This is a genomic window from Sphingomonas degradans (assembly GCF_053502645.1).
On sequence record NZ_CP177172.1, the window covers coordinates 1,171,681 to 1,196,687 of the forward strand.

The 25,007-nt window shown below is 67.3% G+C and carries 13 protein-coding genes and 1 pseudogene; 9 read left to right on the forward strand and 5 right to left on the reverse strand.

Translation table 11 applies throughout. The features are described from left to right. Positions 1 to 19: 19 nt before the first annotated feature. Positions 20 to 595, forward strand: coding sequence for a biliverdin-producing heme oxygenase (locus ACG3SL_RS05215; RefSeq protein WP_448664082.1), 576 nt, complete (start codon positions 20 to 22; stop codon positions 593 to 595). After that, the gene (locus ACG3SL_RS05220) at positions 579 to 1,001 is read left to right on the forward strand and encodes a YbaN family protein (protein WP_448664083.1); all 423 of its coding nucleotides are present in this window, start codon (positions 579 to 581) and stop codon (positions 999 to 1,001) included. The genes ACG3SL_RS05215 and ACG3SL_RS05220 overlap by 17 nt, the downstream gene beginning before the upstream one ends. Positions 1,002 to 1,257: 256 nt before the next feature. Here ACG3SL_RS05220 and ACG3SL_RS05225 read toward each other — a convergent pair whose 3' ends face one another. Beyond that, positions 1,258 to 10,875, reverse strand: coding sequence for a beta strand repeat-containing protein (locus ACG3SL_RS05225; protein ID WP_448664084.1), 9,618 nt, complete (start codon positions 10,873 to 10,875; stop codon positions 1,258 to 1,260). 50 nt (positions 10,876 to 10,925) lie between these two features. Continuing rightward, positions 10,926 to 12,587 carry a ShlB/FhaC/HecB family hemolysin secretion/activation protein gene (locus ACG3SL_RS05230; RefSeq protein ID WP_448664085.1) on the reverse strand — a complete coding sequence of 554 codons (1,662 nt, stop codon included), beginning with the start codon at positions 12,585 to 12,587 and terminating at the stop codon, positions 10,926 to 10,928. Between the two features lie 410 nt (positions 12,588 to 12,997). Here ACG3SL_RS05230 and ACG3SL_RS05235 point away from each other — a divergent pair, with 410 nt between their 5' ends. Continuing rightward, entirely contained in the window at positions 12,998 to 13,858 is an 861-nt protein-coding gene (locus ACG3SL_RS05235) for a transglutaminase-like cysteine peptidase (RefSeq protein WP_448664086.1), read from the forward strand. Between the two features lie 190 nt (positions 13,859 to 14,048). On the opposite strand, the gene ACG3SL_RS05240 is transcribed toward ACG3SL_RS05235, so the two are convergent. Beyond that, complete coding sequence (locus ACG3SL_RS05240) at positions 14,049 to 15,416, reverse strand: M24 family metallopeptidase (RefSeq protein WP_448664087.1); 1,368 nt, start codon at positions 15,414 to 15,416, stop codon at positions 14,049 to 14,051. Between the two features lie 100 nt (positions 15,417 to 15,516). Between ACG3SL_RS05240 and ACG3SL_RS05245 the strand changes: the two genes are divergently transcribed. Next, on the forward strand, positions 15,517 to 17,955 hold the full coding sequence (locus tag ACG3SL_RS05245; RefSeq protein ID WP_448664088.1) for a penicillin acylase family protein: 2,439 nt from the start codon (positions 15,517 to 15,519) through the stop codon (positions 17,953 to 17,955). Here the strand turns inward: ACG3SL_RS05245 and ACG3SL_RS05250 are convergent. After that, a pseudogene (locus ACG3SL_RS05250) lies at positions 17,940 to 18,671 on the reverse strand (FadR/GntR family transcriptional regulator); the annotation flags it as partial. The gene ACG3SL_RS05245 and the pseudogene ACG3SL_RS05250 overlap by 16 nt on opposite strands. Continuing rightward, on the reverse strand, positions 18,668 to 19,534 hold the full coding sequence (locus ACG3SL_RS05255) for an SMP-30/gluconolactonase/LRE family protein (RefSeq protein ID WP_448664089.1): 867 nt from the start codon (positions 19,532 to 19,534) through the stop codon (positions 18,668 to 18,670). The gene ACG3SL_RS05255 and the pseudogene ACG3SL_RS05250, both read right to left, overlap by 4 nt. Before the next feature lie 76 nt (positions 19,535 to 19,610). On the opposite strand from ACG3SL_RS05255, the gene ACG3SL_RS05260 reads away from it, so the two are divergent. The 5 genes from ACG3SL_RS05260 to ACG3SL_RS05280 are packed head-to-tail and all read left to right on the forward strand — an operon-like array spanning position 19,611 to position 24,975. Continuing rightward, the gene (locus tag ACG3SL_RS05260; RefSeq protein ID WP_448664090.1) at positions 19,611 to 20,606 is read left to right on the forward strand and encodes a substrate-binding domain-containing protein; all 996 of its coding nucleotides are present in this window, start codon (positions 19,611 to 19,613) and stop codon (positions 20,604 to 20,606) included. Further along, a complete protein-coding gene (araG, locus tag ACG3SL_RS05265) occupies positions 20,603 to 22,135 on the forward strand; it encodes an L-arabinose ABC transporter ATP-binding protein AraG (protein WP_448664091.1) in 1,533 nt (510 codons plus the stop codon). Before ACG3SL_RS05260 ends, araG begins: the two co-directional genes overlap by 4 nt. Beyond that, entirely contained in the window at positions 22,132 to 23,133 is a 1,002-nt protein-coding gene (araH, locus tag ACG3SL_RS05270; RefSeq protein WP_448664092.1) for an L-arabinose ABC transporter permease AraH, read from the forward strand. The genes araG and araH overlap by 4 nt, the downstream gene beginning before the upstream one ends. Further along, positions 23,126 to 24,271 (forward strand): galactonate dehydratase, encoded by a 1,146-nt coding sequence (dgoD, locus tag ACG3SL_RS05275; protein WP_448664093.1) that lies wholly within the window; start codon positions 23,126 to 23,128, stop codon positions 24,269 to 24,271. The genes araH and dgoD overlap by 8 nt, the downstream gene beginning before the upstream one ends. Next, on the forward strand, positions 24,265 to 24,975 hold the full coding sequence (locus ACG3SL_RS05280; RefSeq protein WP_448664094.1) for an SDR family NAD(P)-dependent oxidoreductase: 711 nt from the start codon (positions 24,265 to 24,267) through the stop codon (positions 24,973 to 24,975). The genes dgoD and ACG3SL_RS05280 overlap by 7 nt, the downstream gene beginning before the upstream one ends. The last annotated feature ends 32 nt before the right edge of the window (positions 24,976 to 25,007 follow it).

Genomic DNA, 25,007 nt, shown 5'->3' on the forward strand with positions numbered 1-25,007 from the left:
ATCTGCAAGGAGTATCCCGATGGACGTCATCGACACGCCGCTCTCGGCCCGCCTCAAGAACGAGACCCACGCTACCCATGACAAGCTCGATCGCTCGATCATGGACGCTGCCGCTTTCGACACTCTGGACGGCTATCGCCGTTTCCTGCGCGTTCAGCGCGCGTTCCACGGCGATATTGACGCGCTCTACGATGATCCCGCGCTCCAGGCGCTGTTGCCCGGCCTGGCCGAGCGCCGCCGCCTGCCGCTGATCCAGGCCGACCTCACCGACCTTGAGGAAGGCGAGGGCGCTCCGGCTGGCTCGGCCGGGCCGACCGCCGATCCTGCCACTGCGCTCGGCTGGCTCTATGTCGCCGAGGGCTCGAATCTTGGCGCGGCCCTGCTTCGCAAGGAAGCCGCACGCCTCGGCTTGTCGGACACCCATGGTGCCCGCCATCTCGCGCCGGCAGAGGATGGTCCCGCCGCGCATTGGCGTCAGTTCAAGGAGGGGCTGGATGGCGCGCTGCTCACCGATGCAGAGGCCAAGCGGGCGATCGCCGGCGCCAACGCCGCCTTTGCTCGGGTGCAGGCGCTGGTCGATGCCGAACTCGGCTGATCCGGTCGCACGTGGGCGGACGCGGCGGGTGCTATGGCTTGCTCTGGGCCTGCTTCTCGTCGCGATCGGCTTTGTGGGGCTGTTCGTGCCGCTATTGCCGACCGTGGATTTCCTGATCCTGGCGCTGCCATGCTTCGCGCGTTCCTCACCGCGACTGGAATCCTGGTTGCTCAACCATCCGCGTTTCGGCGTTGTGCTGCGTGGATGGCAATCGGCTCGCGCGATCCCGCGACATGCCAAATTCGCTGCCTGTATGGGCATGGTGACAGGCTTTTCGTTGTTCCTCTGGTTTGCGCAGGCCCCTTTCTGGCTGGCGACACTGGTTGGGCTGATCTTGTCCGGCTGCGCGGCGTGGATCGTCCGGCGCCCGGAAGGGGGGCTCGGGGAATCTGAAGAGCGGGGATAGTTGGCTTGTCGATCTGAGAGCGGCCGTGGCCGCGAGGGGGCGGCAGGACGAGCAAGCAACTCCGCCGGAACCACAGCCCGGCGTTCAAGGCCAAGAGCCTGCCCCCGCGCGGACGGGGGTGGTGTTGGGGGCCGTGAACGGCGAGAACACCCTGGCCGAGTTGGCGGGGCGGCCTCCGTCTGCATCCTGCCGCTAGGGTGGTTCCGCGGCCATGACCACGCTCTGCGCCCGATTCTCTGAGCCTCTCGGCAGCCGGTTACTCGGCCGCTGCGATTAGTTCTTCTTCCAGATCGACATTCGATTCATCGAGCTGGATGATGATCGCGGTATAGCCGATGCGGAGCAGTTCGCCGAGCCGGCTAACCGAGTTGACGACCACCGGCGGACGCTGGCCATCGCCGCGGCCTGCCGGAGCGATCAGGCCGAGTGCCAGGCCGACCGGCAGCTGGATCTCGCCAGTCGGGCCAACGGTGCCGCCGGACGGAGCGATGAAACTGTCGATGATGATCTGATTGGCATCCGAAGTGCCCGACCCGATCACCGGCGCGTCGTTGACACGGAAAGTGCCATTCTCGCTGGTCGTGATTTGCGAGAACACGCCGGTCACGGTGCCCCCAGGCGCCGTAACCGTTACAGCCGCACCGTTGACCTGCACATCGACCGGTTGGGTCGATATGAGCGTGGTCGAGGCTGGCGTGGTCAGCGTGCCACCGATCGTGCCGCCGCTGTTGACGGTGATGGCGCCGCTGCTGGTAACGTTGCTGCTGACGGCGCCGGTGCCCGAACCGATCGTCGTCGTGCCACCCGACGTCACTGTCGACGAAATTGCGCCGCTGGTGGTGGTGATCGAGACCGGGCCGGTCGCGTTGACCGTGGTCGTTACCGTGCCGGCGCCGCCACTCAGGCTGACCTGCGTCCCGCTGACCGAGCCGCTGATCGCGCCGCCGGTGGCGATCGAGACCGCTCCGGTGCTGGTGATCGTGCGGGCCACGTCCGAGCCATAGGTGAGGGTGACCGGACCGCCCGCGACAACGGAACCGATTCCGGTCTCGCTCGCCTGGATCGCAACCGAGCCCCCAGCGCGGATGGGGCCCGATTCACTGCCGAGCACGCTGGACTGGACGCTGCCCAGCGTATCGAGCGTGTTCGCGCTAAACGTCTGCGAACCGCTGAGGGTCGACTCGAAATTGCCGGCGAGCTTCACGGTCTGGGCCGAGAAGTTGCGGCCACGGGCCGTCATCGCGCCGAGGCGGATGGCATCACTGCCCGCATTGCCCAGCGTGATGTCGTCGTCATTGGCCGAGAGGCCCGTGCCGGCGGTGAACACGACATTCTGAGTCGCCACGACGGTGCCGATCAGCTGCGGCAGGATCGAGATCGCGCCCCCACCATTGGCGCTGGTGGTGGTGAAGCTGGTTGTGCCCTGCGTCAGCCGAACGGTGGAGCCGGTGCCGCCGGTGAACGTGACGCTCGCGGCGCGGTAGCCGGCGCCATTGAGCACCGTCTGGCCCGCATTCACCGAAAGCACCCCGAGTTGGGTGACCCCGCCGATCGCTCCGAGCGTGGCCGAACCGGCCCCTGCGTTGAGCGTCAGCGCCCCAGCGCCGTCGACGGTGCCGAAACTGATCGCGCCCCCCGAAGTCGAGACACTGCCCGCTCCGGCCAGCGTGGCCGCACCATTGACGGCAAAGCCGCCGCCTTGGGTTGCGTAAGCGCCTTTGAGGCTCGCCGCACCGTTGTAGCTTTGCGCGCCGCTGGTCGATGCACCATTGCTCGCGATCGTGCTGCCGGTGACGGCGAGCGCCGTCAGGCCGGCGACCTGGCCGAGCGACGCTGCGCCGGAAGCGTTGACTGCCAGCGCATGCGCCCCGCCGACTGTGCCGAGCGAAACGGTTGTCCCCGATATGCTCGCATCGCTGCCCAGCGTGGTGCCGCCGATGACGCCGAAGCTGTCCGCTGCGTAGCTGCCGTTCAGGGTGGTTGCGCCGTTGTAGCTCTGCGCGCCGCTGGTCGACGCGCCGTTGCTGGCGATCGTGCCGCCGGTGACGGCGAGCGCCGTCAGGCCGGTGGCCTGGCCGAGCGACGCTGCGCCGGTGGCGTTGACTGCCAGGGCACGTGCGCCGCCGACCGTGCCGAGCGAAACGCTGGTGCCGGTGATGCTGGCATCGCTGCCCAGCGTGGTGCCGCCGGTGATGCCGAAGCTGTCCGCCGCATAGTTGCCGTTAAGGATGGTTGTGCCGGTGTAGCTCTGCGCACCGCTGGTCGATGCGCCGTTGCTGTCGATCGTGCTGCCGGTAACGGCGAGCGTGGTGAGGCCGGTAACCTGGCCGAGCGAAGCCGTGCCGGTGGCGGTGACCGTCAGGGCACGTGCGCCACCGACCGTGCCGAGCGAAACGGTTGTCCCCGAGATGCTGGCATCGCTACCCAGTGTGGTGCCGCCGGTGACGCCGAAGCTGTCCGCTGCATAGCTGCCGTTCAGGGTGGTCGCACCGATGTAGCTCTGCGCGCCGCTGGTCGATGCACCATTGCTGGCGATCGTGCTGCCGGTAATGGCGAGCGTGGTCAGGCCGGTGGCCTGGCCGAGCGACGCTGCGCCGGTGGCGGTGACCGTCAGGGCACGTGCGCCGCCGACCGCGCCAAGTGAAACGGTTGTCCCCGAGATGCTGGCATCGCTACCCAGTGTGGTGCCGCCGGTGATGCCGAAGCTATCCGCCGCATAGCTGCCGTTCAGGGTGGTGGCACCGATGTAGCTCTGCGCGCCGCTGGTCGAAGCGCCGTTGCTGGCGATCGTGCTGCCGGTAACGGCGAGCGTGGTCAGGCCGGTGACCTGGCCGAGCGACGCCGCGCCGGTGGCGGTCACCGTCAGGGCACGTGCGCCGCCGACCGTGCCGAGCGAAACGCTGGTGCCGGTGATGTTCGCATCGCTGCCCAGCGTCGTTGCGCCGGTGACGCCGAAGCTGTCCGCTGCATAGCTGCCGTTTAGCGTGGTTGCGCCGGTGTAGCTCTGCGCACCGCTGGTCGAGGCGCCATTGCTGGCGATCGTGCTGCCGGTGACGGCGAGCGCCGTCAGGCCGGTGACCTCGCCAAGCGAAGCCGCGCCGGTGGCGGTGACCGTCAGGGCACCTGCGCCGCCGACCGCGCCGAGCGAGACGCTGGTGCCGGTGATGCTCGCATCGCTGCCCAGTGTGGTGCCGCCGGTGATGCCGAAGCTGTCCGCCGCATAGCTGCCGTTCAGGTTGGTTGCGCCGGTGTAGCTCTGCGCGCCGCTGGTCGATGCGCCGTTGCTGGCGATCGTGCCGCCGGTGACGGCGAGCGTGGTCAGGCCGGTAACCTGGCCGAGCGAAGCCGCGCCGGTGGCGGTGACCGTCAGGACACCTGCGCCGCCGACCGTGCCGAGCGAAACGCTGCTGCCGGTGATGTTCGCATCGCTTCCCAGCGTCGTCGCGCCGGTGATGCCGAAGCTGTCCGCCGCATAACTGCCGTTCAGCGTGGTTGCGCCGGTGTAGCTCTGCGCGCCGCTGGTCGAGGCGCCATTGCTGGCGATCGTGCTGCCGGTAACGGCGAGCGCCGTCAGGCCGGTGACCTGGCCGAGCGACGCTGCGCCGGAAGCGTTGACTGCCAGCGCATGCGCCCCGCCGACTGTGCCGAGCGCAACGGTTGTCCCCGAGATGCTGGCATCGCTACCCAGTGTGGTGCCGCCGGTGACGCCGAAGCTGTCCGCCGCATAACTGCCGTTCAGGGTGGTCGCGCCGGTGTAGCTCTGCGCGCCGCTGGTCGACGCGCCATTGCTGGCGATCGTGCCGCCGGTAATGGCGAGCGACGTCAGGCCGGTGACCTCGCCGAGCGACGCCGCGCCGGTGGTAGTGACCGTCAGCGCATGCGCCCCGCCGACCGTGCCGAGCGAAACGGTTGTCCCCGAGATGCTCGCATCGCTGCCCAGTGTCGTCGCGCCGGTGACGCCGAAGCTGTCCGCCGCATAACTGCCGTTCAGGGTGGTTGCGCCGGTGTAGCTCTGCGCACCGCTGGTCGACGCGCCATTTGACATGATCGTCGTGCCGGTGACGGAGAGGCTGGCCACATCTGCCGTACCGAGCGTCACGCTGTCCCCCGAGACCGTCAGGGCATAGACGCCATCGACCGCCCCGAGCGAAAGTGCGCCGGCTGCCGTTAAGCCGGTTGCTTCGTTCAACGACACATTGCCGATGCTCAGATCGCCGGTGCTGGCCAGCGTGCCGCCGAGCGAAGTCCCGGTGCCGCCGATCGTCAGGCCATCGAAGGTCGCTTCGTTGAAGGTCAGCGAGCGGCCGCCGGTGAGCGTCGCGGTCTGGCCGTAGATGCCCGAGCCGACATAGATGCTGTCACCCGCCGACGAAGCGTCGAACGCGGTCTGCAGAGACAGCGCCTTGACGCCGCCGCCATTGAGAGAACCGAAGCCGACGACGAACTGGCCGTTGTCGCCAGAGCCGTTCCAGCCCTGCACGACGCTAGCATCCGAGGTGGCCGGGTCGAGATTGACCGCGAAGTTCAGCGCGTCGCTCACCGAGCGGCGGAAGAAGGTGAACTGGTCCCCGTCGGTGCGGTGCGCGGCATTGCGCACGGTGAAGTCGAAGCCGGCCAGGTTCAGCGTACCAAAGCCCTGCGTCGTCGATTCAAGCTGGCTGAAGAGGCCGTTCGCCTCCTCGAAGACGTTGTTGTCATAGGCGCTGATATTGATGTTGGTCGTCTGGGCGTTGTAGCCGCCCGCGCGGTTGGTCTGGTACAGCGCGACCCCGCCCCAGCTATTGCCCAGCGTGCCGACACCGGTGAGCGTAACGTTCGAACTGTCGGTGATCTGGACGCCGTTTCCTTCGGTGTTGAAGCCTGTCGCAACGCTGCGGCCGTCGGCGGTGACATTCGTCAGCGTCACGCCGACCGCACCGTTGATGTCGATCTCGGCGCGGCGCGAGCCCTTCACCGTCACATCGCTGATCGCGATGTTGCTGATACGCTGATCGGGGCCGGTGCTTGGCGTGTAGAGCAGCGGGTCCGGCGCGACCTTGATGCCGTAATTGCCGCCGACCAGCTCGCTGCCGTAAAGCGTGAAGCCGCTCAGGCTCGAATTGTCGGCTGCCACGAGGAGCGTGCCCAGGCCGCCGCCGTCATTGACAGTGCGGCCATCGATGATCGTGCCCGCGCGCGACTGGCCGACCAGATTGACCGAGCGCGTGAGCATCAGCTGGTTGCCCAACACATAGGTGCCGTCGAACAGGTTCACGGTCGCGCCGGTCGCGGCTTCCGCCACGGCCTTGTGGATGCTCATCGTCAGCGCGTGATTGCCGCTGGTCGAATTGTTCGCCCAGACGCCCCGGCCCAGGACCGCGTTGGCCGAGACCAGGGCGCCGAAGTCTCCATTCACGCCCAGAACCGGGGTGGTGAGGTACAGCGCATCGGCAGTGGCGCCGAGATTGGCGGTGTTGAAGGTGTTCCCGGCGATCGTCGCGCCGGCGCCGCGCACGCGCAGCATCGCCCCGGTGCCGCCGGTGGTGGTGACGAAGGTGTTGAGATTGACCAGCGATCCGGCGGGGTCGATCGTCACCGCGGTGTTAAGGCCGGAATCGCCGTTCACCGTGTTGTTGGTGAAGGTGATGCCGCCGCCAACGCCGCCGCCACCCAGCGCAACGAGCTGACGCGAGATGTTCGGCACGGTGAACTGGTCGCCGGTCGGCGCGGGCGCCGCGCCAACATAGGTCTTGCCGCCGATGATGTTATTATCGACCGTCAGACCGGTTATCGCATGGCCCCATTCCGACAGCAAAGCGAGATCGCCTGCCGCGTTTAGGGTGTTGTTGTTGATCGTCGAGCCGGTGTTGGTGCGCTGCAGAAAGACCGCTGCAGTCTCGCTGGCCGGGTTGCCGTTCTCGATGCCGTTGACCGTGAAGCCGCTGAGCGTCGTGTTGCTCGAGCCCTCTGCGAGCGTCACCGTGGCGGATGCGCCGACATTCGAGATGCCGTTGATCGTCGTCACGTCACGGCCCGCGCCGAGCAGGCTGACGCCGGACTTGTTGACCAGCACGTTCTCGGAATAGGTGCCCGCCGCGACATTGATCGTGCCGCCAGCGCGCACATCGCGCGCCGCCGCGTTGATCGCCAGACCGTCGCTGACCGTGAACTGGTTGCTGAAGGCAGTGCCGGTATAGCCCTCGATCGAACTGGTGGATGGCGCGCCGAGCGCCAGCGCAAAGCCGGTCGCATCGGTCAGGCTGGTGCGGAAGAAGGTGTACTGGTCACCGTCCGTGCGATGGCCCGTATTGCGTACGGCATAGTTGAAGCCGGTCAGGTTGAGTTGGCCGAAGTTGTTCGATGCCGATTCGTCCTGTGTATAGAGCGCGTTGCTCTCGCCGAGGGTGTTCGCGGACGCATCGATGTTGATGTTGGTGCTCTGCGCGTCATAGCCGCTGCCCGCGCGGTTGGCCTGGTACAGCGCGACGCCGCCCCAGTTGTTGCCCAGCGTGGTGACGCCGGTGAGCGTCACGTTCGCGCTGTCGGTGATCTGGACGCCGTTTCCGTCGGTGCTGAAGCCTGTCGCAACGCTGCGGCCATCGGCGGTTACATTCGTCAGCGTGACGCCAACCGCACCGTTGATGTCGATTTCGGCGCGGCGCGAGCCCTTCACCGTCACATCGCTGATTGCGATGCTGCTGATACGCTGCGTGGGAGCATAGGCCGACGGGGCCGGCTGCACCTTGATGCCGTAATTGCCGCCCGAGACTTCGCTGCCGTAGAGCGTGAAGTTGCCGAGCGATGTGTTATCCGCCGCGACAAGGATCGTGCCGAGACCGTTGTTGCTGACGGCGCGGCCATCGAGGATCACGCCCGCTTCGGACTGGCCCACCAGGTTGACCGCACGGGTCAGCGCCAGCTGGGTCGTGCCGAGGTCATAGGTGCCGTTGGCGATGCCGACGGTATCGCCCGAACCGGCAAGTGCAACGGCGCGGTTGATTGCGCCGCTCCCCGAACCGGTCGTGACATAGACTTCGCCGCGCACCAGACGGGCGAGGCCGACCCCCGCCAAGTCCACGCCGTGCGTGATCTTGTCTTCAAGCGCAAAGCGATCGCTGAGCGACAGGCTGCTCGCCACAACACCGCCGAACGACACGCCGGTCAGATCGAGCGAACCGGTGCCGCGCCAGACGATGTGCTGGCCCGTATTGGCGCCGTCGATGAAATTGTTGTCCCCAACGAAGTTGATCGTGCCGCTGCCGGTGTAGTTGGTCGAGATGTAGATCGACGTACCGTTGTTGGTGAAGATATTGTCCGAGAAATTCGTCGTCACCGCCAGGTTCGCTGCGTTATCGACCGCGAAGACCTGGTTGTTATCGGTGAAGGTGTTGCCGGTGACGTTCAGTTCGTTGGCGTTGCGCACGACGAGAACCGCGCCCGCTGCCGGGCCGCCCGATGTGGCGGCATTCGTGATGCCGACGCCGCTCACCTGGTTGCCGGTGAAGTTGATCGTCCGGCCGCCGAACACCTTGAACACCGCGCCCACATTATCGGTGGTGCTGCCGACATTGGTGACGACGTTGTTGGCGATGTTGATCGTGGCGTTCATCGCGGGATCGGGACGGAAGGCGACGCTGCCGACGGTGTTGTCCAGCAGGTTGTTCGAGAAGGTGCCGCTGGTGATCGCGTTGTTGCCGGTGCTGCTGCCGGTATCGAATGCCGCGAAACCGCGGATGTTCACGAACTCGGAATTGGTGACCGAGACCTGGCCGGCGATCTGTCCGCCGACGATGCCGTGACGGCCGGTGACTCCGAGACCGTCGATCCGCACGCCATCGACCGTGAGGTTGGTCGTGATGTTCTGATTGCGGATCGTGCTGTTGGTGGCATTGACCTGACCGCTGACGGCAAAGTCCTTGAGCACGACGTTGCTCATCGCGCCGTTCAGCCAGAGGCCCCCGGTCAGCGAGGTGCTGTCCATGCCCGCGCCGATGATCGTGGTGCCGCGCGTCATCGTCACCAGGCCCGCATAGGTGCCGGCGCCGACATGGACGGTGCCGCCTGCGACCACGGCGGAGACGCCGGCCTGGACGCTGGCGAGCGACGAGGCGAGGCTGCCCTGGCGCCCGTCGATCCCGGCTGCCGAGACATAGGCCCGGGTACGGTTGGCCGACGAATAGAGAAGGTTTTGCGTCGACATGCCGTTGTTGGCAGCGCTCAGCGCGGAAATACGGGTCTGCTCCCCCGACGACGCCGCGCCGAGGATACCGACCGAATAGCCGTTGACGACGCTGGTGCTGGCAGTCGGTGCGCTGGCGGCATTGCCATTCCACACGCCGTTCAGATGGACGTTGATGCCCCATTCATTGCCGAGCGTGCCTTCGCTGTTGTTGGCGAGCGTGATGCTCGAGCCAGCGAGGCCCGAAGTGCTGGCGTCGCCGCCGTTGGTGTACTGAACCGAAATGCCGCTCTTGGTATTATCGAGCCGGTTGTTGGTCACTATCGCATTGAGATTGCGGCCATCGACGATGATTCCGGTGCGGATGTCGTGGATGTTGTTGTTGGTCGCGGTGACGTTGTCGGCAGAGCGATTGATGAAGATGCCGCGCGAATTCGTGCTTCCCCAGTCATAGGTGTAATACGCCTCCGTCGCGGGGCCGGCGATCTCCAGATTCTTGACGGTGACATTGCTGCCCCAGATGTCGATCGCGTTCTCGATGCCGCTGGTCCAGCCGATCCTGGCCGCGCCCTGCCCATCGATCGTGACGTTGCTGGCGTTGATCACAGTGCCCGAACGATAGAGGCCGGCGCCGAGATTGAGGGTGGAACCGTCAGCGACGGTCCCGATCACGCCCAGGGCATCGTTGATCCAGCTACTCGCCGAGGTATCGGCGACAGAGCCGCCGTCGTTGACCTTCATGGTCAGCGTGCCCGACGCCATGTTGACGTCGCCGGCGCCATAGATGCGGTGACCGTTTATGTTGAGGTTGCCGGTCGCGTCGATGTTCGCGGCGATCTCGATATCGTCGGTTGCCGACAGGATGATCGAGCTGCCGTCGACGCGCGCGGTGGTCGCGGGCAGGACGCTGGTGGAGATGCTCTGCGATACAGCTGCCAAAGCCTGGCGCGCGCTCAGCTGGATGCGGCCGCCGGTCGCGAAGATCTGGCCGTTATTCTCGACAAGCGGGCTGGTAGCGCCAACGCCGATCGCGAGCAGGCCGTCGCCGGCGAGATCGAGCGTGAAGGCGGTCCCGCCGCCGAGCTGGACCTTGCCTGCGGTCGCAACGATCGTGCCGCTGTTGCGCACGGTCGGGCCGACGAATGCGGCAAGACCGACAGCGTCGATGGTCGCACCGCCGCTGACGACGATCTCGCCGCTGTTCGCGCCGGTGATGCCGAGCGTGCTGCCACCGGCCATGAAGTTGGTCGTGTCGATGTCGCCGGTAGAGGCGATCAGCCCGCCGACATTGACGTCAGCGGTGCCCGCGAACAACACGCCATTGGCATTCAGGATGGCAACGGTGCCATTGGCGTTGAGCTTGCCCGCGATCTGCGAAGGCGCGCCGCCGCCGACGACGCGGTTGACGGCGATGGACGTGCTGGAGGGCTGCGCGAAGTTGACCGTGGCGTCCGATCCGATGTCGAACGTGTTCCAGTTGATCACCGCGCGATCGGTGCTCTGGTTGACCGTCAGCGTCGCCGCCACCGAGCTGTCGAACGTCGCCGTGCCGCCGACGATGGCGCCGCCGGTGGGGAGCGCGTCGGCCGATTGCGCGAAGGCAGGGTTGTGCAGCGCAATCGCGAGAACCGCTGCCGAGAGCATCAGCGCGGACCGCTTGAGGTGGCGCGTGCGGTTCGCCGAGTTCGAAACGCCGGAGCCTAGATCATACTTCATACGATACATCCCCATGTTGGCCGTTCGCGGGTGGCGACCCCGTGGATTTCTTAAAATGCTGCGCTGAGTGTGAAGAAGACGCGGCCGTCCTTGTTGCCCCGGGAGGCAACCCGACGGCCGAGCGGCGCGGCGTATTCCACCGAGCCCGAAATCTTGTCGCTGAGACCGAGGCGCACACCGGCGCCCGCGGATTCGAGCGATGCGTGCGGCGCCTCACCCGGGAGCACCCGGTTCTGGCGCACGCGGCCGATCTCGTAATAGGCGTAGGGCTGGACAGAGCCGAAGGCCTCGCGCGCCGCGTAAAACGCCTCGAAACGGCCGCCCACGCCTTCATCGCCGGTGATTTCGGATGGGTCATAGGCGCGGGCATATTGCTCGCCGCCAAGACCGAACTCTTCCGATGCCAGCAGGCTGTCATTGCTGATCTGGCCGGCAGTGCTTGCCTGGACATAGAATGCGCCGGCGATCTTCTGCGCGATGCTGAGCTCGAAGTTGAGGCGCGTGAACGTGCCCGAGCCGGTCGCGCGCGACTTGTCGGCATCGCCGCGGACAGTGCCGCCGAAAATGTCGAGCCCCTGCGTCACCGAGACGCGCGCGTTGATCAGGCTGCCCCACGATGCCGCGTAATTGCCGAACAGCTCGGCCTGCACGGTGCGGGTCTTGTCGCGGAACAGCGGATTGATGACGATGTTGGCCGATTGCGAGTCACGGCCGGTGAAGGTCACCCGCCCGAACAGGTTGGTCTCGCGGCTACGTACGAACGGATAGCTCGCCGCACCGCCAAAGGTCAGGCTGCGGCCGCGCAGATCGAACCGGCGGAGTTCGTCGCCGGGGCGTGTCGCGACGTAGCTGCCAAACACCGAGAGGCGCAGGCCCGAGGCGCCGACCGGCTGGTCATAGGTGACCGAAAGATAGCCGAGATCGCTGTGTATCGGCGCGCTGACGCCGGTCAGGCTGATGCGCTCGCCGGCGCCGATCAGATCGTTGAAGATCAGGCCGCCATAGACCTGAAGCGGGCCAAGCCAGCGCGAGCCGCGATTGTCGACTGCGATAAAGCCTTCGATCGGCTTGCGCTCGACCGAGAGGGTGAGATCGGCGGCGGCCGGCGCGCTGACCGAAGGCGTCAGCACCGCACGCACGTCGATTCCGCCCAGGTCGCGGGCCAGAAGCAGCGCGCGGTTCAGTGCGTCGCCCGTCGTCGGGCGCGCCTCGGCGGCGTCCGCAAGATAGCTTTCGAGGAAGCGCGCATACCCGCCGGCTTCGCCGTCGATCGCGGTCTTGCCGATATGACCCTCGATGATCTGGAGGGTGAGGACGCCATTGTCGATGCGCTGGGCACCGACAATGGCACGCGACAAAACGAAGCCGCGGCGGCGATATTCGCTGGAGATCTTCTCGGCGAGGACGAAGACTTCCGACAGCGGCATTTCGCGGCCGATATAGGGGGCGGCGATCGCATCCAGCACTTCGACCGGAACGGCGGTCGCGCCTTCGAAACGCACCGCGGTGAGAGTGACCGGGATGTTGCCCTCGGGCGCATTTTGCTGACGCGGCAGTTCCGGGACCTCCAGCGTGCGGGCATTGGGGGCAACCGGCGCGGGACGGAGACGTTCATCCACGCGGCCGGGCTCGACCGGGGTGACCTGTGCACGGGCGACACCCGGCGCGGAAACGACCGAAAGGACCGCTAACCAGCGATAATTAAACGACATTTATCCTCCCCCGATGCTCGCATGAAATCGGCATTGTGCGGATCAATCAAGCAAGCGACTCGCGTGCAATTGGCAGCGTTTCCAAGCCTCGTCGTCGCTCTAGGAGAGGTAGTAACTTATTAACTGTCAACAACAATGAGATGAAGCGGCAAGTTAACCATAACAATTAAGGAGTGCGATTGGAGGCGGCGGAAGCGGGCATATTTAGGTGGCATTTCTGCCCGCGCCCGCGAGATGACGCGATTCGTTAACAATATGGCAACCACCAGTAGTAATGTTTGGTAAAGGTCTTATTATTATGGCGTTAGTTATTGGCGTGTACCGGTGTTCCGGGTAACTCCCGAGAGCCATGTTATTATGGCGTTAGTTCTTAGCACGTACGTCTTCCGGGTAACTCCCGGGAGCCATGTATGGCGCGTACCTTTGGTTTTCTACAGTCTGTCGCATTGTGCGGCGTCCTCATCTCGCAAACGCCGGCGCTTGCTTATTCCTATACCTCGGGAAAGAGCCTCGTGGCGCCTGCCGCTGCCGAACGCGTTGCTCTCAATTGGAAGCAAGTGCCACGCTGGTCTGACGTGATGTCGCGTGCGCAGCTTGAGCGTGGCGCCGGCAATGGATGCGCTGCCGAGGCACCTGCCGGGTCCGCTGCCTGCCGCTACGTGATATGGCAAAGCGAAATGCAGAGCCTGGACGGCCGGGCGCCGCGCGAGCAGATCGCTGCGGTGCAGACTGCGATCAATCGCCTGCCCTATGTCTCCGATATCGAAAATTGGAGCATGACCGATCGCTGGGCCACGCCAGCCGAGATGTTCGCCAAGGGCGGCGATTGCGAAGACTATGCATTGGCCAAGTATTTCGCGCTCCGCGAACTCGGCTTTCCGGAACCGGATTTGACGCTGGCGATCGTCTGGGACAATCAGGACAGTGAGCAGCACGCAGTATTGTTCGTACGAAGCGAAGGTGCGGTGTGGCTCCTCGACAACAAGTTCGACGCGCCAATGCCGGCCAGCGCCTTCGCGGCGCGCTACCGCGTGCTCTATTCGCTTAATCAGGAAGGCGCGCATTTTTCACCCGCGGCGCTTGGCGCGACACGCGACAATGGCCCGCGGTTGGCCGCAGGTGGGCGCATGCTGGTGTTCAAGACGCGGCCGGTTCATCGCATGGCCGCTGCGCCGGTGGTGCAGGTAGCCGCGCTGTCGCCCAATCCGGCGCCTGCTCCCGCATCGCCTATGCGCGCATGGAAGCCCAGGCCGGTGCGACCGACGCGCTGACCGCAAGGAAACTCGATTTCATCGCTGCACGCGACAGCTTCTATATCGCGAGCATCAGCGAAGGGGGGCTGGCCCTATGTCCAGCATCGCGGAGGCCCTGTCGGCTCCCGGGCCTTTGGCCTGAGCGTCTCCGCGTCTCCCCAGTTGCTGCGCCGGCATGGCGGAACTGCACGGCGAGGCCCGGGTGCGCTCAGGCGGTCGCGCAGAGCCGGTTGCTGCGCAGCCAGCAGGGCGGCAGGCAGAGCGGGGTGGAGGACAGCGGCAGCACCGATTCTGCGACCGTCACACCCAGTTCCTCGGCCATGAAGCGTCGCCGCGCCTGCATCCGCGCCCAGACCTGGGGGTGGCGCTCGGCCAGCTCGGCGCGGAGCGTGGCGTCGGCGAAGACCACGCTATCCTCGCAGTTGAGCGCCCAGCCGTCGCGCATGGGGGTGGGGATGATGTCGACCTGGAAGTGCATGCCCGAGACGATGCGGTCGGTCGAGCCCGGACGCATCGGGGTGTGCGACCATTCCTCATGTCCGGTCAGATGGCCGGGATTGAGCATCGAGCGCAACCCGCCTTGGGCCAGCGTCTCCGCCACCGCGGTGAATATCTCGCCGCCGACCGCGCCGATATCGGCGACCGCGTACCAGCGGGCGAGCCCGGCGAAATAGGCGGCGGCGACGGCTTCGAAAGCGGGATCGCTCTCTATCACCAGCCCTGCGCGCGCAGTGAGCCCGCCCCACAGCCCGACGGCGGTAGAGACGCCGTCGCCGCGCGCGATCCGGCGGCTGCCGGGCGAGGCGAGGCCAATCACGGGGCCGTCCGCCGGCCCGCTGGAGGCAAGCATGGTGTGGACGTTCAGCGGATCGCCACGATAGGTCATGCGCGCCGCCGCCGCCTGCTCGGTATCGCCGGGGCGGATCTGGCTCAGCGCATTCCACACCATTTCCGAGGAGCGCGCGGCGGCGGCCTCGAAAATCGCGATCTGATCGGCGTCGATGATCGAGCGCTGGCCGGTCTGCGGATCGAGCAGGACCGGTGTGCGGTCGACCACCCCCTGGGCCCCGACGACGCGGCGCAGCGCCTCGACGAACGGTGCGGGGACGAAGCTGGGGGCGGGGCCGTCGCCCTCCCACTCTTCGGGTTCGAGATATTTCCAGCCGACCAGCCCCACCCGGTCGCCCGCGCGCAGTCCGCTGTCGCGCAGCACATCGGTCAGGCGCGGCGCGGCGGTGCGATCCTGCCCCGGCAGGCTCATCGTCTGCGACAGGCGCACTTCCAGCCCCGGCAGTGGCAGGCGCTCGGCATAGGAGAAGCATTCGTTGCCGGTGACGATCACCCGCCGCTCGCCCGGGCCGAGCAGCAGCAGCGCCTCTTCGAAGCGCGGCTCGAAGCCGGTGAGGAACATCACGTTCGCGAAATGCTCGCGATCGGCATAGACGCACAGCCAGTCGGTGTCCGCCGCCGCCAGCGCGGCGCGGCAGCGGGCGGCATAGCGCTCCTGCGGCAGCGGCGGGGGCGGCGCGATCGGGCCGAAATCGGGAATGGCGATTTCTCTTGTTACCACGGTCATGCATACTCTCCCATTCGGACTTGAAGCTGCCAATATATATGATTTAAAGGCGCTGCAAGCGGTGCGCTGTCGTAGCCGCGCCGATGGGAAAGGAATGCGGATGAGCCATTTCCACGCACTGCTCGCAGGGGCCGCGCTGCTCGGGTGCAGCGCGCTGCCGGTGGCGGCGCAGGAGGCGGCGCCGGTCCGCGACGATGTCCGCGCCGCGCGGGTGCGGATCGTCCGCGACGGCTTCGGCATCGCGCATATCCATGGGCCGAGCGATGCCGATGCCGTGTTCGGCATGATGTACGCCCAGGCCGAGGACGATTTCCCCCGGATCGAGCGCAATTATCTCGTCGCGCTGGGGCGGCTCGCCGAGGCGGAGGGCGAGGGCGCGTTGTGGCAGGATCTGCGCCAGCGGCTGTTCCTCGACCTTGACGAGTTGAAGGCGCAGTACCGCACGAGCCCCGCCTGGCTGAAGGCGCTGATGGATGCCTGGGCCGCAGGACTCAATCATTATCTGGCCACGCATCCGCAGGTGCGCCCGCGCGTGCTTACCCGCTTCGAGCCCTGGATGGCGCTGGCCTTTTCCGAAGGCAGCATCGGCGGCGATTTCGAGCGCGGCGTGTCGCTCCCCGCGCTCCAGGCCTTCTACGAAAAGCGTGCGGCCGTACTGGTGGCGCTGCTCGGCGAGGACCCGGGGCGGATGGTGGAGCCCAAGGGATCGAACGGTATCGCCATCGCGCCCGCGCGCAGCGAGAGCGGCCATGCGCTGCTGTGGATCAACCCGCACACCTCGTTCTTCTTCCGGGCCGAGCAGCAGGTGACGAGCGATGCCGGGCTGAACGTCTATGGCGCGGCTACCTGGGGGCAGTTCTTCGTCTATCAGGGCTTCAACGCCCATGCCGGGTGGATGCACACCTCGACCGGGGTGGATAATATCGACGAGTTCGCCGAAACCGTGGCGCTGCGCGGCGGCAAGCTCGCCTATCGCTATGGCGATGGCTGGCGCCCGGTGACCGAGCGGGCAGTGAAGTTGAAGGTGCGGCAGGGCGACGGCAGCCTGGCCGAGCGCCGCTTTACCGTGCTGGCGACGCACCATGGCCCGATCATTCGTGCCGAGGGCGACAAATGGATCGCACTCGCGCTGCTCAATGCCCCGCGCGCCGCGCTGGAGCAGAGCTTCCTGCGGACCAAGGCGCGCAGCCTAGCGGAGTATCTGAACGTATCGGACCGCAAGGCCAATTCGTCCAACAACACGATTTTTGCCGATGGCAGCGGCACGATCGCTTATCTCCACCCGCAATTCGTGCCGGTACGCGACCCCCGGTTCGACTATAGCCGGCCAGTGGACGGCAGCGATCCCGCCACCGACTGGAAGGGGCTGCACCGGCTCGATCAGCTGCCGCAGGCGGTGCGTCCGGCGAGCGGGTTCGTGTACAACACCAACAACGCGCCCTGGTCGGCGGCGGGGCCGGACAGCCCGAAGGCGGCGGATTTCCCCGCCTATATGGACGTGTTCGGCGAGAACCCGCGCGGGCGCCATGTGCTGCGGCTGATGGCGGAGACGCCCCGCTTCACCGCGCAGAGCCTGACGCGGGCGGCGTTCGACAGCTTCTTGCCGCTGTTCGATGCGCAGATCCCGGGGCTGCTGCGCGGGCTGGAGGCATTACCCGCCGGCGATCCGCGTCGGGCGGCGCTCAGCGGGCCGGTGGCGCTGCTGCGCGGGTGGGACCGCCGATGGGGCGTGGACTCGCAGCCCATGGCGCTGGCCGCGCATTGGGGCGAGGCGCTGTGGCAGGCCGAGGGGCCGAAGGCGGCGGCGATGCGCATGCCGCTGTTCGACTATATGGACACGCGCACCACCGACGCGGATCGCCTTGCCGCGCTGGATACGGCGGTGGCGACGATGACGGCGCGCTGGGGCACGTGGCGCATCGAATGGGGGCGGATCAACCGTTTCCAGCGGTTGAGCAGCGCGATCTCCCCGCGTTTCGACGACAGCCAGCCGAGCGTGGCGGTGGGCTTCACCTCAGGCAATTTCGGCTCGCTCGCGGCGTTCGGGGTGGAGCGCCAGCCGGGGCAGCGTTGTTTCTACGGCACGTCGGGCAACAGCTTCGTTGCGGTGGTGGAGTTCGGACCGCAGGTTCGTGCCTGGGCAGTTTCCGCTGGCGGCGAGAGCGGCGATCCGGCGTCGGTGCATTTCGACGATCAGGTCGTGCGCTACGCGACCGGCGACCTGCGCCCGATCCCGCTGACGCCGGAGGCGCTCAAGCCCTATGCCGCGAGCGCCTACCGTCCCGGTGACCCGCGCCCGGCCCCGACCCCGCGCCAGCCGGTGCCGGGGGCGAGCCGGTGTGGCGAACGGTGGGGGAGCGGGCTTGTAGCAAATCTGCCGCCCGAGGAGGGGGAGGCGCCCGGCGGAGCCCTTCAGGGCCGCGCGGGGTGCTTGCCACGGGCGAGAAGGAGGTCGAGCGCGCCCTGGATCAGTTCCAGCATCCGCTTGCCCGCCAGCTCGGCCTGGCCCTCGATGATCGCGTCGGCGACCTTCTTGTGATCCTTCGCGCTGGCGCGGGGGACGCCCTTGTAATCGTTGGTGCGGCGGATCGAGAAACGCAGCGTGGTTTCGGTGAGGCCGGTGAACTGGCGCATGAAGCGGTTGTTGCTGGCCTCCAGCACGGCGATGTGGAAGCCGATATCGGCGGCCAGCGCATCGCCTTCGCCCCGATCGGCGGCGAACATCCGATCGATCGCGCCCATGATCGCGCGGCGTTGCGGACCCGTGGCCGAATGCGCCGCCAGCGTCGCCGCGCGCGGCTCGATCGCAATGCGGATTTCGGTAAAGTCGATCAGCAGGTCGATCGAGAAATCGCGCTCCAGCATCCACGACAGCACATCGGGATCGAGCAGGTTCCAGTTCGCTTCGGGCTGCACCACCGTGCCCGCGCGCTTGCGGGCGAGCAGCAGCCCCTTCGCCGTGAGCATCTTCACCGCCTCGCGCAGCACCGGGCGGCTGGCGTCGTAGCGCAGGCACAGCTCCGCCTCGGTCGGGAAGGGGGTGGCGGGCGTGAAGCTTTCCTTCACGATCGCCCGGCCCAGATCGTCGACGATGCTCGCGGTGAGGTTGCGGCCCTCTTCGTGCGGGATCTTGGCGTTCGCGGCGGACGGGGTCGCCATTATTTCTTTCGACATTTCGGGCTCATGGGTTCGCACGGTCGCCAACTCTAGAGCAGCGCGGCGTATTTCGCCACCGCAACTATCGGGCGCGATCATCCGGCAAAGGCGGTGGGCGCCAGCCCGGCGACGCCGGGATCGATTTCAAACAGCGCGCCCTGCGCCGGGGAGCCATCGCTGGCAAGCGATGCGGAGGTGACGAACATCCGGTCGAGCGCCGGCCCGGCAAAGGCGCAACTGGTGATATTGCTGGCGGGCAGGGCGACGCTGCGCACCAGCCGCGCATCGGGATCGAAGCGGCTGACTCGCGCGCCGCCCCAATGCGCGATCCACACATGCCCGTCCGCGTCGGTGGTCATCCCGTCGGGCGCGCCCCATTCCTCCGGGAATTGCAGCCACAGCGAACGATCGGTGGCATTGCCGTCCTTGTCCAGCGCGAAACGATAGACGCGGCCGAGGCCGCTGTCGGTGTGATACAGCGTGCGGCCATCGGGGCTGAAAGTGGGGCCGTTGGTGACGCGGTAGCCATCGTCGATGCGCAACGGCGTGCCTGCGGGATCGTAGCGATAGAGCGCCCCGCTTGGCCGCTCGTCCGAATCGTCCTTGCTGCCCAGCCACAGCCGGCCCGCCGGATCGACCTTGGCATCGTTCAGCCGATTATACGGGCGATCGGGTTCGGGATCGACCAGCGGCGTGACGGTGAACGGATCGAGCGTGATGACCGCGATCCCGCTTTTGAGCCCCGCGAGCAGATCGTCGCGCCCGGCGCGTTCGACCACCCAGCCGATCGGCTCGGCAAAGTCCCAGTGGCGGATCGCGCCGCTTGCGAGCGTCAGCGCCCAGAGCCGTTGGCCGACGATGTCCACCCACAGGAGTTGCCCGGTGCGCGCGCTCCAGAGCGGTCCCTCGCCAAGCACGTCCTGCCGATCGCGCGCGATGATGCGAAAGTCCGACACAATCATACCCTTTCCTTTTAATAAATATGATATATATAGGGTGGCATAGATTCAGCAAGCCGGTTGCGGGGAGGGGAAAGCGTTGGGGGCGATCACACGCCGAGACTGGATGCGCAGCGCTGCGGCGGGCGGCGTCGCAGCGGCGCTGGCCGGCTGTGCGCGCGGCGACAATGGGGTTCGTATCGGCTTTCTGGTCAAGCAGCCGCAAGAACAGTGGTTTCAGGACGAATGGCGCTTCGCCGCCGCTGCCGCGCGCGATTGCGGTTTTGGGCTGATCGAAATCGGCGCGGAGGACGGCGATCATGTGCTCGCGGCGCTCCAGACGCTCTATGCGCGCTACGCACAGGGTTTCATCATCTGCTCGCCCGATCCGCGCCTGGGCCCGGCGATTGCGGGCTTTGCCGCGCGCACGGGGATGAAGGCGATGTCGGTGGACGACCGGCTGACCGGCGCCGATGGGCAGCCGATCGCGGGCGTGCCGCATGTCGGAATCTCGGCAACGAAAATCGGGCAGCTTGCGGGGCGATCGGCGGCGGAAGAGGCGCGGCGGCGCGGCTGGTCGCCCGGCGATACGGGCATCCTGCGGATTGCGTTCGACAGTCTGGAGACGGGTCGCGAGCGCACCTTTGGCGCGGTCGGGGCATTGAAGCAGGCGGGGTTCGCGCGGGTGTACAATGCGCCGCAGCGCACGTCGGACACCGAAGGTGCCTTCACCGCCGCCGCGCCGGTGCTGACCCAACAGGCGAAGATCGAGCGCTGGATCATATTGGGCCTCAATGACGAGACTGTGATCGGCGGCGTCCGTGCCGCCGAGGGGCTGTCGCTGCCGCCGGCGGACATCATCGGCGTGGGTATAGGCGGTTCGGCGGCAGCGGTGGCCGATCTGGCCAAGCCGCGACCGACCGGATTCTATGCCTCCGTGCTCCTGAGCCCCCGCGCGCATGGCTATGACACCGCCGCGGCGATGTATCGCTGGATCACGCAAGGGATGGCGCCGCAGCCAGTGACGCTGACCAGCGGCACGCTGATGACCCGCGCCAATTTCCGCGGGCTGCTTGCTGCGGAGGCGGCGGCATGAGCGCGCTGTTGGCCTATCGCGACGTGGGCAAGGTCTTTCCCGGCGTGACCGCGCTGGAAGGCGTGAGTTTCACCGTCGGCGCGGGCGAGGTGCGCGCGCTGATCGGTGAGAATGGTGCGGGCAAATCGACGCTGCTCAAGATCCTGGGCGGGCAATACCGCCCGGACCAGGGGGCAGTGGTGGTCGACGGGCGCGAGCGCGCGTTCGCCTCGCCCCGCGACAGCGCTGACGCGGGCATCGCGATTATCCACCAGGAGCTGCAGCTCGCCCCCGATCTGAGCGTCGCCGAGAATCTGATGATGGGCACGCTGCCCGCGCGTCGCGGGATGCTCGACCGGCGCGCGCTGCGCGACCGCTGCAAAGCGGTGATGGCGCGGCTGGGCGAGGACATCGATCCCGATACGCGGCTGGGCGACCTGTCGATCGGGCGGCGGCAAATGGTGGAGATCGGCCGCGCGCTGCTCCGCGATGCGCGGATCATTGCGTTTGACGAGCCCACCAGTTCGCTGAGTGCGCGCGAGACCGAACGGCTGATGGCGATTGTCGGCGACCTGCGCGCGGAGGGGCGTGCGATTTTGTACGTCAGTCACCGCATGGAGGAAGTGTTCGCGCTGGCTGATAGCGCCACCGTGCTGCGCGACGGGCACCATGTCCTCGACACCGCGCCGGTGGGGCCTGCGGACCATGACCGGCTGGTGGCGGCGATGGCCGGGCGCGAGATTGCCGACATCTATGCCTGGCGCCCGCGCAGCCATCGCGGCACGGCGCTGCGTGTCGATGCTCTCTCCGGCCCCGGCGTGCGCGCGCCGGTGACGCTGGCGGTGGCGCGGGGCGAGATCCTCGGCTTTTTCGGGCTGGTCGGCGCCGGGCGATCCGAGCTGTTTCGGCTGATGTTCGGCGCGGTGCCGCCGGCGAGCGGCGGGATCGCCGTGGAGGGCCGCGCCGTGCCCCCCGGCGCTCCGCGCGCGGCAATCGCCGCCGGGCTGGGGCTGTGCCCCGAGGACCGCAAGGACCAGGCGATCATACCCGCCGCGTCGGTGCGCGAGAACATCGCGCTCGCCTGGCGCAATCTGCGGAGCGCGCGCTTCCTGCTTCGCGGGCGCACCGAAGCACGCGAAGCGCGGGCGCTGATCGATCGTATGCGCGTGAAGACCGCCGGTGCCGAAGCCGCGATGCACACCCTGTCGGGCGGCAACCAGCAAAAGGCGATCCTGTCGCGCTGGCTGCTGGCGGGGGCGCGCATCCTTTTGCTCGACGAGCCGACGCGCGGGATCGATGTCGGCGCGCGCAGCGAAATCTATGGCCATATCTATCGTTTTGCCGAGGCGGGCGGCACGGTGCTGTTCGCCTCCAGCGACCTGCCCGAAGTCATGGGCGTGGCCGATCGCATCGTGGTGATGAGCGCGGGCCATGTCGCCGGCATCGTCGACCGCGCCGACGCCACGCCCGAATTGCTGCTGCGGCTGGCCCTGTCAGAGGGCGGCGCGGCCGACCAGAAAGCCCCCAGGAAGGACAATGAGAGAGCATGATGTTCCAACGGCTGATACGCCGATCCGGCCCGCTTCTGGTGCTGTTGCTGCTGTTCGCGCTGCTATCGGCGCTCGTCCCTGATTTCCTGGGGCTGCGCAACCTGAACGGGCTGCTGCTGTCGGTGACGCTGGTCGGCACGATCGCCGCGACGATGATGCTGGTGCTGGCGATGCGCGAAGTCGACTTGTCGGTCGGATCGGTGGTGGCGCTTTCCGGCGTGATGACGGCGACCGTGATTTCCTCGACCGGCAGCGTCGGGCTGGGCGTGCTCGCCGGGCTTGCCGGGGGCGCGCTGGTGGGGCTGTTCAACGGCGCGGTGGTCGGCTGGCTGAAGGTCAATTCGCTGATCGTCACGCTGGCGACGATGGAGATTGTTCGCGGATTGGCGTTCCTGGTTTCCGGCGGGCAATCGGTGGCGATCCCGGTGCAGGCATTCTACGCGCTCGGATCGGGCAACCTGCTGGGCGTGAGCGTGCCGATCTGGGCGATGCTCGCCTCGTTCGCGCTGTTCGGCTTCCTGCTCAACCGCACCGTGTTCGGCCGCAACGTGCTGGCGATCGGCGGCAATCCCGAAGCGGCGCGGCTGTCCGGCGTGCCGGTGCTGCGCGTGCGGATACTGGTGTTCACGTTGCAAGGTCTGGTGGCCGGGCTGGCCGGGATCATCCTGGCGGCGCGCATCACGAGCGGCCAGCCCAATACCAGCGTGGGGCTGGAGCTGGCGGTGATCTCGGCCTGCGTGCTGGGCGGCGTGTCGCTGTCGGGCGGGGTCGGGACGATCGCCGGGGTGATTATCGGCGTCCTCATCATGGGCGCGGCGCAGAACGCGCTCAACCTCCTCAATGTGCCGACTTTCTATCAATATGTCGTGCGCGGCGGCATCCTCCTGCTGGCGGTAATCGCCGACCGGATGCGCCAGACCGGCAGCCTGTCTTCCTTGCGCTTCTGGCCAGCCAGCCGCGCCACCACGCCCGCAGAAGGCGCAACTACGCATGCATAAGATCGTCAAACTCGAAACCTTCCTCGTCCCACCGCGCTGGCTGTTCGTGCGGATCGAAAGTGACCAGGGCGCCGTCGGCTGGGGCGAGGCCAGCCTGGAGGGGCATTGCGAGGCCGTGGCCGGCGCCCTGGATGCTGCGCGCGACCGCGTGATCGGGTGCGATGCCGGGCGGATCGAGGACATCTGGCAGATGCTCTACCGGCTGGGCTTCTATCGCGGCGGCCCGGTGCTGATGTCGGCGATTTCGGGCATCGACCAGGCGCTGTGGGACATGAAGGGCCGCGTGCTCGGCGTGCCGGTGTCCGACCTGCTCGGCGGGCGGGTGCGCGACCGGATCGGCGTCTATGCCTGGATCGGCGGCGATCGTCCGGCGGACGTGGCGGCCGCGGCAAAGGCGCGGCGCGAGCAGGGCTTTCACGCGGTGAAGATGAACGGCACCGAGGAACTGGGCTGGCTCGACGGCCCCGCCGCGATCGATGCGGCGGTCGAGCGGCTGGGGCTGGTGCGCGAGACCGGCGTGGATGTCGGCATCGACTTCCACGGGCGCGTCCACAAGCCGATGGCGCGCCAGCTCGTCCGCGCGATGGAGCCGCTGCGCCCGCTGTTCATCGAGGAAGTGCTGCTGAGCGAACATCCCGAGGCGATCGCCCAGATCGCCGCACAGACCAGCGTGCCGCTGGCGCTGGGCGAGCGGCTCTATTCGCGCTGGGACTTCAAGCGCTTTTTCGAAGCGGCGGCCATCGACATTGCCCAGCCCGATCTGAGCCATGCCGGGGGCATTTCCGAGGGGCGGCGGATCGCGACGATGGCCGAGGCCTATGACGTTGCGCTGGCGCCGCACTGTCCCTTGGGCCCGCTGGCGCTGGCGTCGTGCCTGCAGGTGGCGGCGGTGACGCTGAACTTCGTGCTGCAGGAAATGTCGCTGGGCATTCACTACAACCGCGTCGATGCCGACCTGACCACGTTCCTCAGCAACCCCGAGGTGCTGGCAGTCGATGGCGGCACGGTCGGCGTGCTCGAAGGGCCTGGGCTGGGTGTCGAGATCGACGAGGCGGCGGTGCGGGAGGCGGCGCGGACGCCGCACCGCTGGCGCAACCCGGCATGGCGCGGCCGCGATGGATCGCTGCGCGAATGGTAAGCCGGTTTGCAGGCAAGGTGGTGCTCGTCACCGGTGCGGCTGGCGGCATCGGCGGCGCAGTCGCGCAGGCGTTTGCGGCGGAGGGGGCCACCCTGTTCCGCGTCGATCGCGGCGAGATGCCCGATCCGCCGGGCGGCGCCGCATGGCGCTGTGACGTGGGCGATCCGGGCGCGGTGGAGACGGCGATGGCGGCGCTGCTGGCGCGCTTCGGGCGGATCGACGTGCTGGTCAATGTCGCGGGCATGATGCTCTACAAGCCGATCGCCGAGCATGATGCGGCGGACTGGCAGCGGCTGCTGGCGGTCAACCTGGTCGCGCCGGCGCTGTTCACCGGGCAAGCGCTGCGGCACATGGGGGCCGGCGGGGCGATCGTGAACATCGCATCGGTCCATGCCCGGCGGACCTCCAGCCTGGTATCCTCCTATGCCGCGTCCAAGGCGGCGCTGGTGAGCCTGACGCGATCGACCGCGATCGAGGGGCGCGCGCTGGGTATCCGCTGCAACGCGGTGCTGCCTGGCGCGATCGATACCGCGATGCTGCGCGAAAGCCCCAATATCCGCTCGGGCGAGGAAGTGATCGACCCCGCCGATATCGGTAGCCCCGAGGATATTGCGGCGGTGACGCTGTTCCTCGCATCGGACGAGGCGCGCTTCATCACCGGCGAGGATGTGGTCGCCGATGGCGGGCGGATGGGGAAGCTTTAGGTCGCGGAATTGTGAAAGGGGGGCGGCGGCAA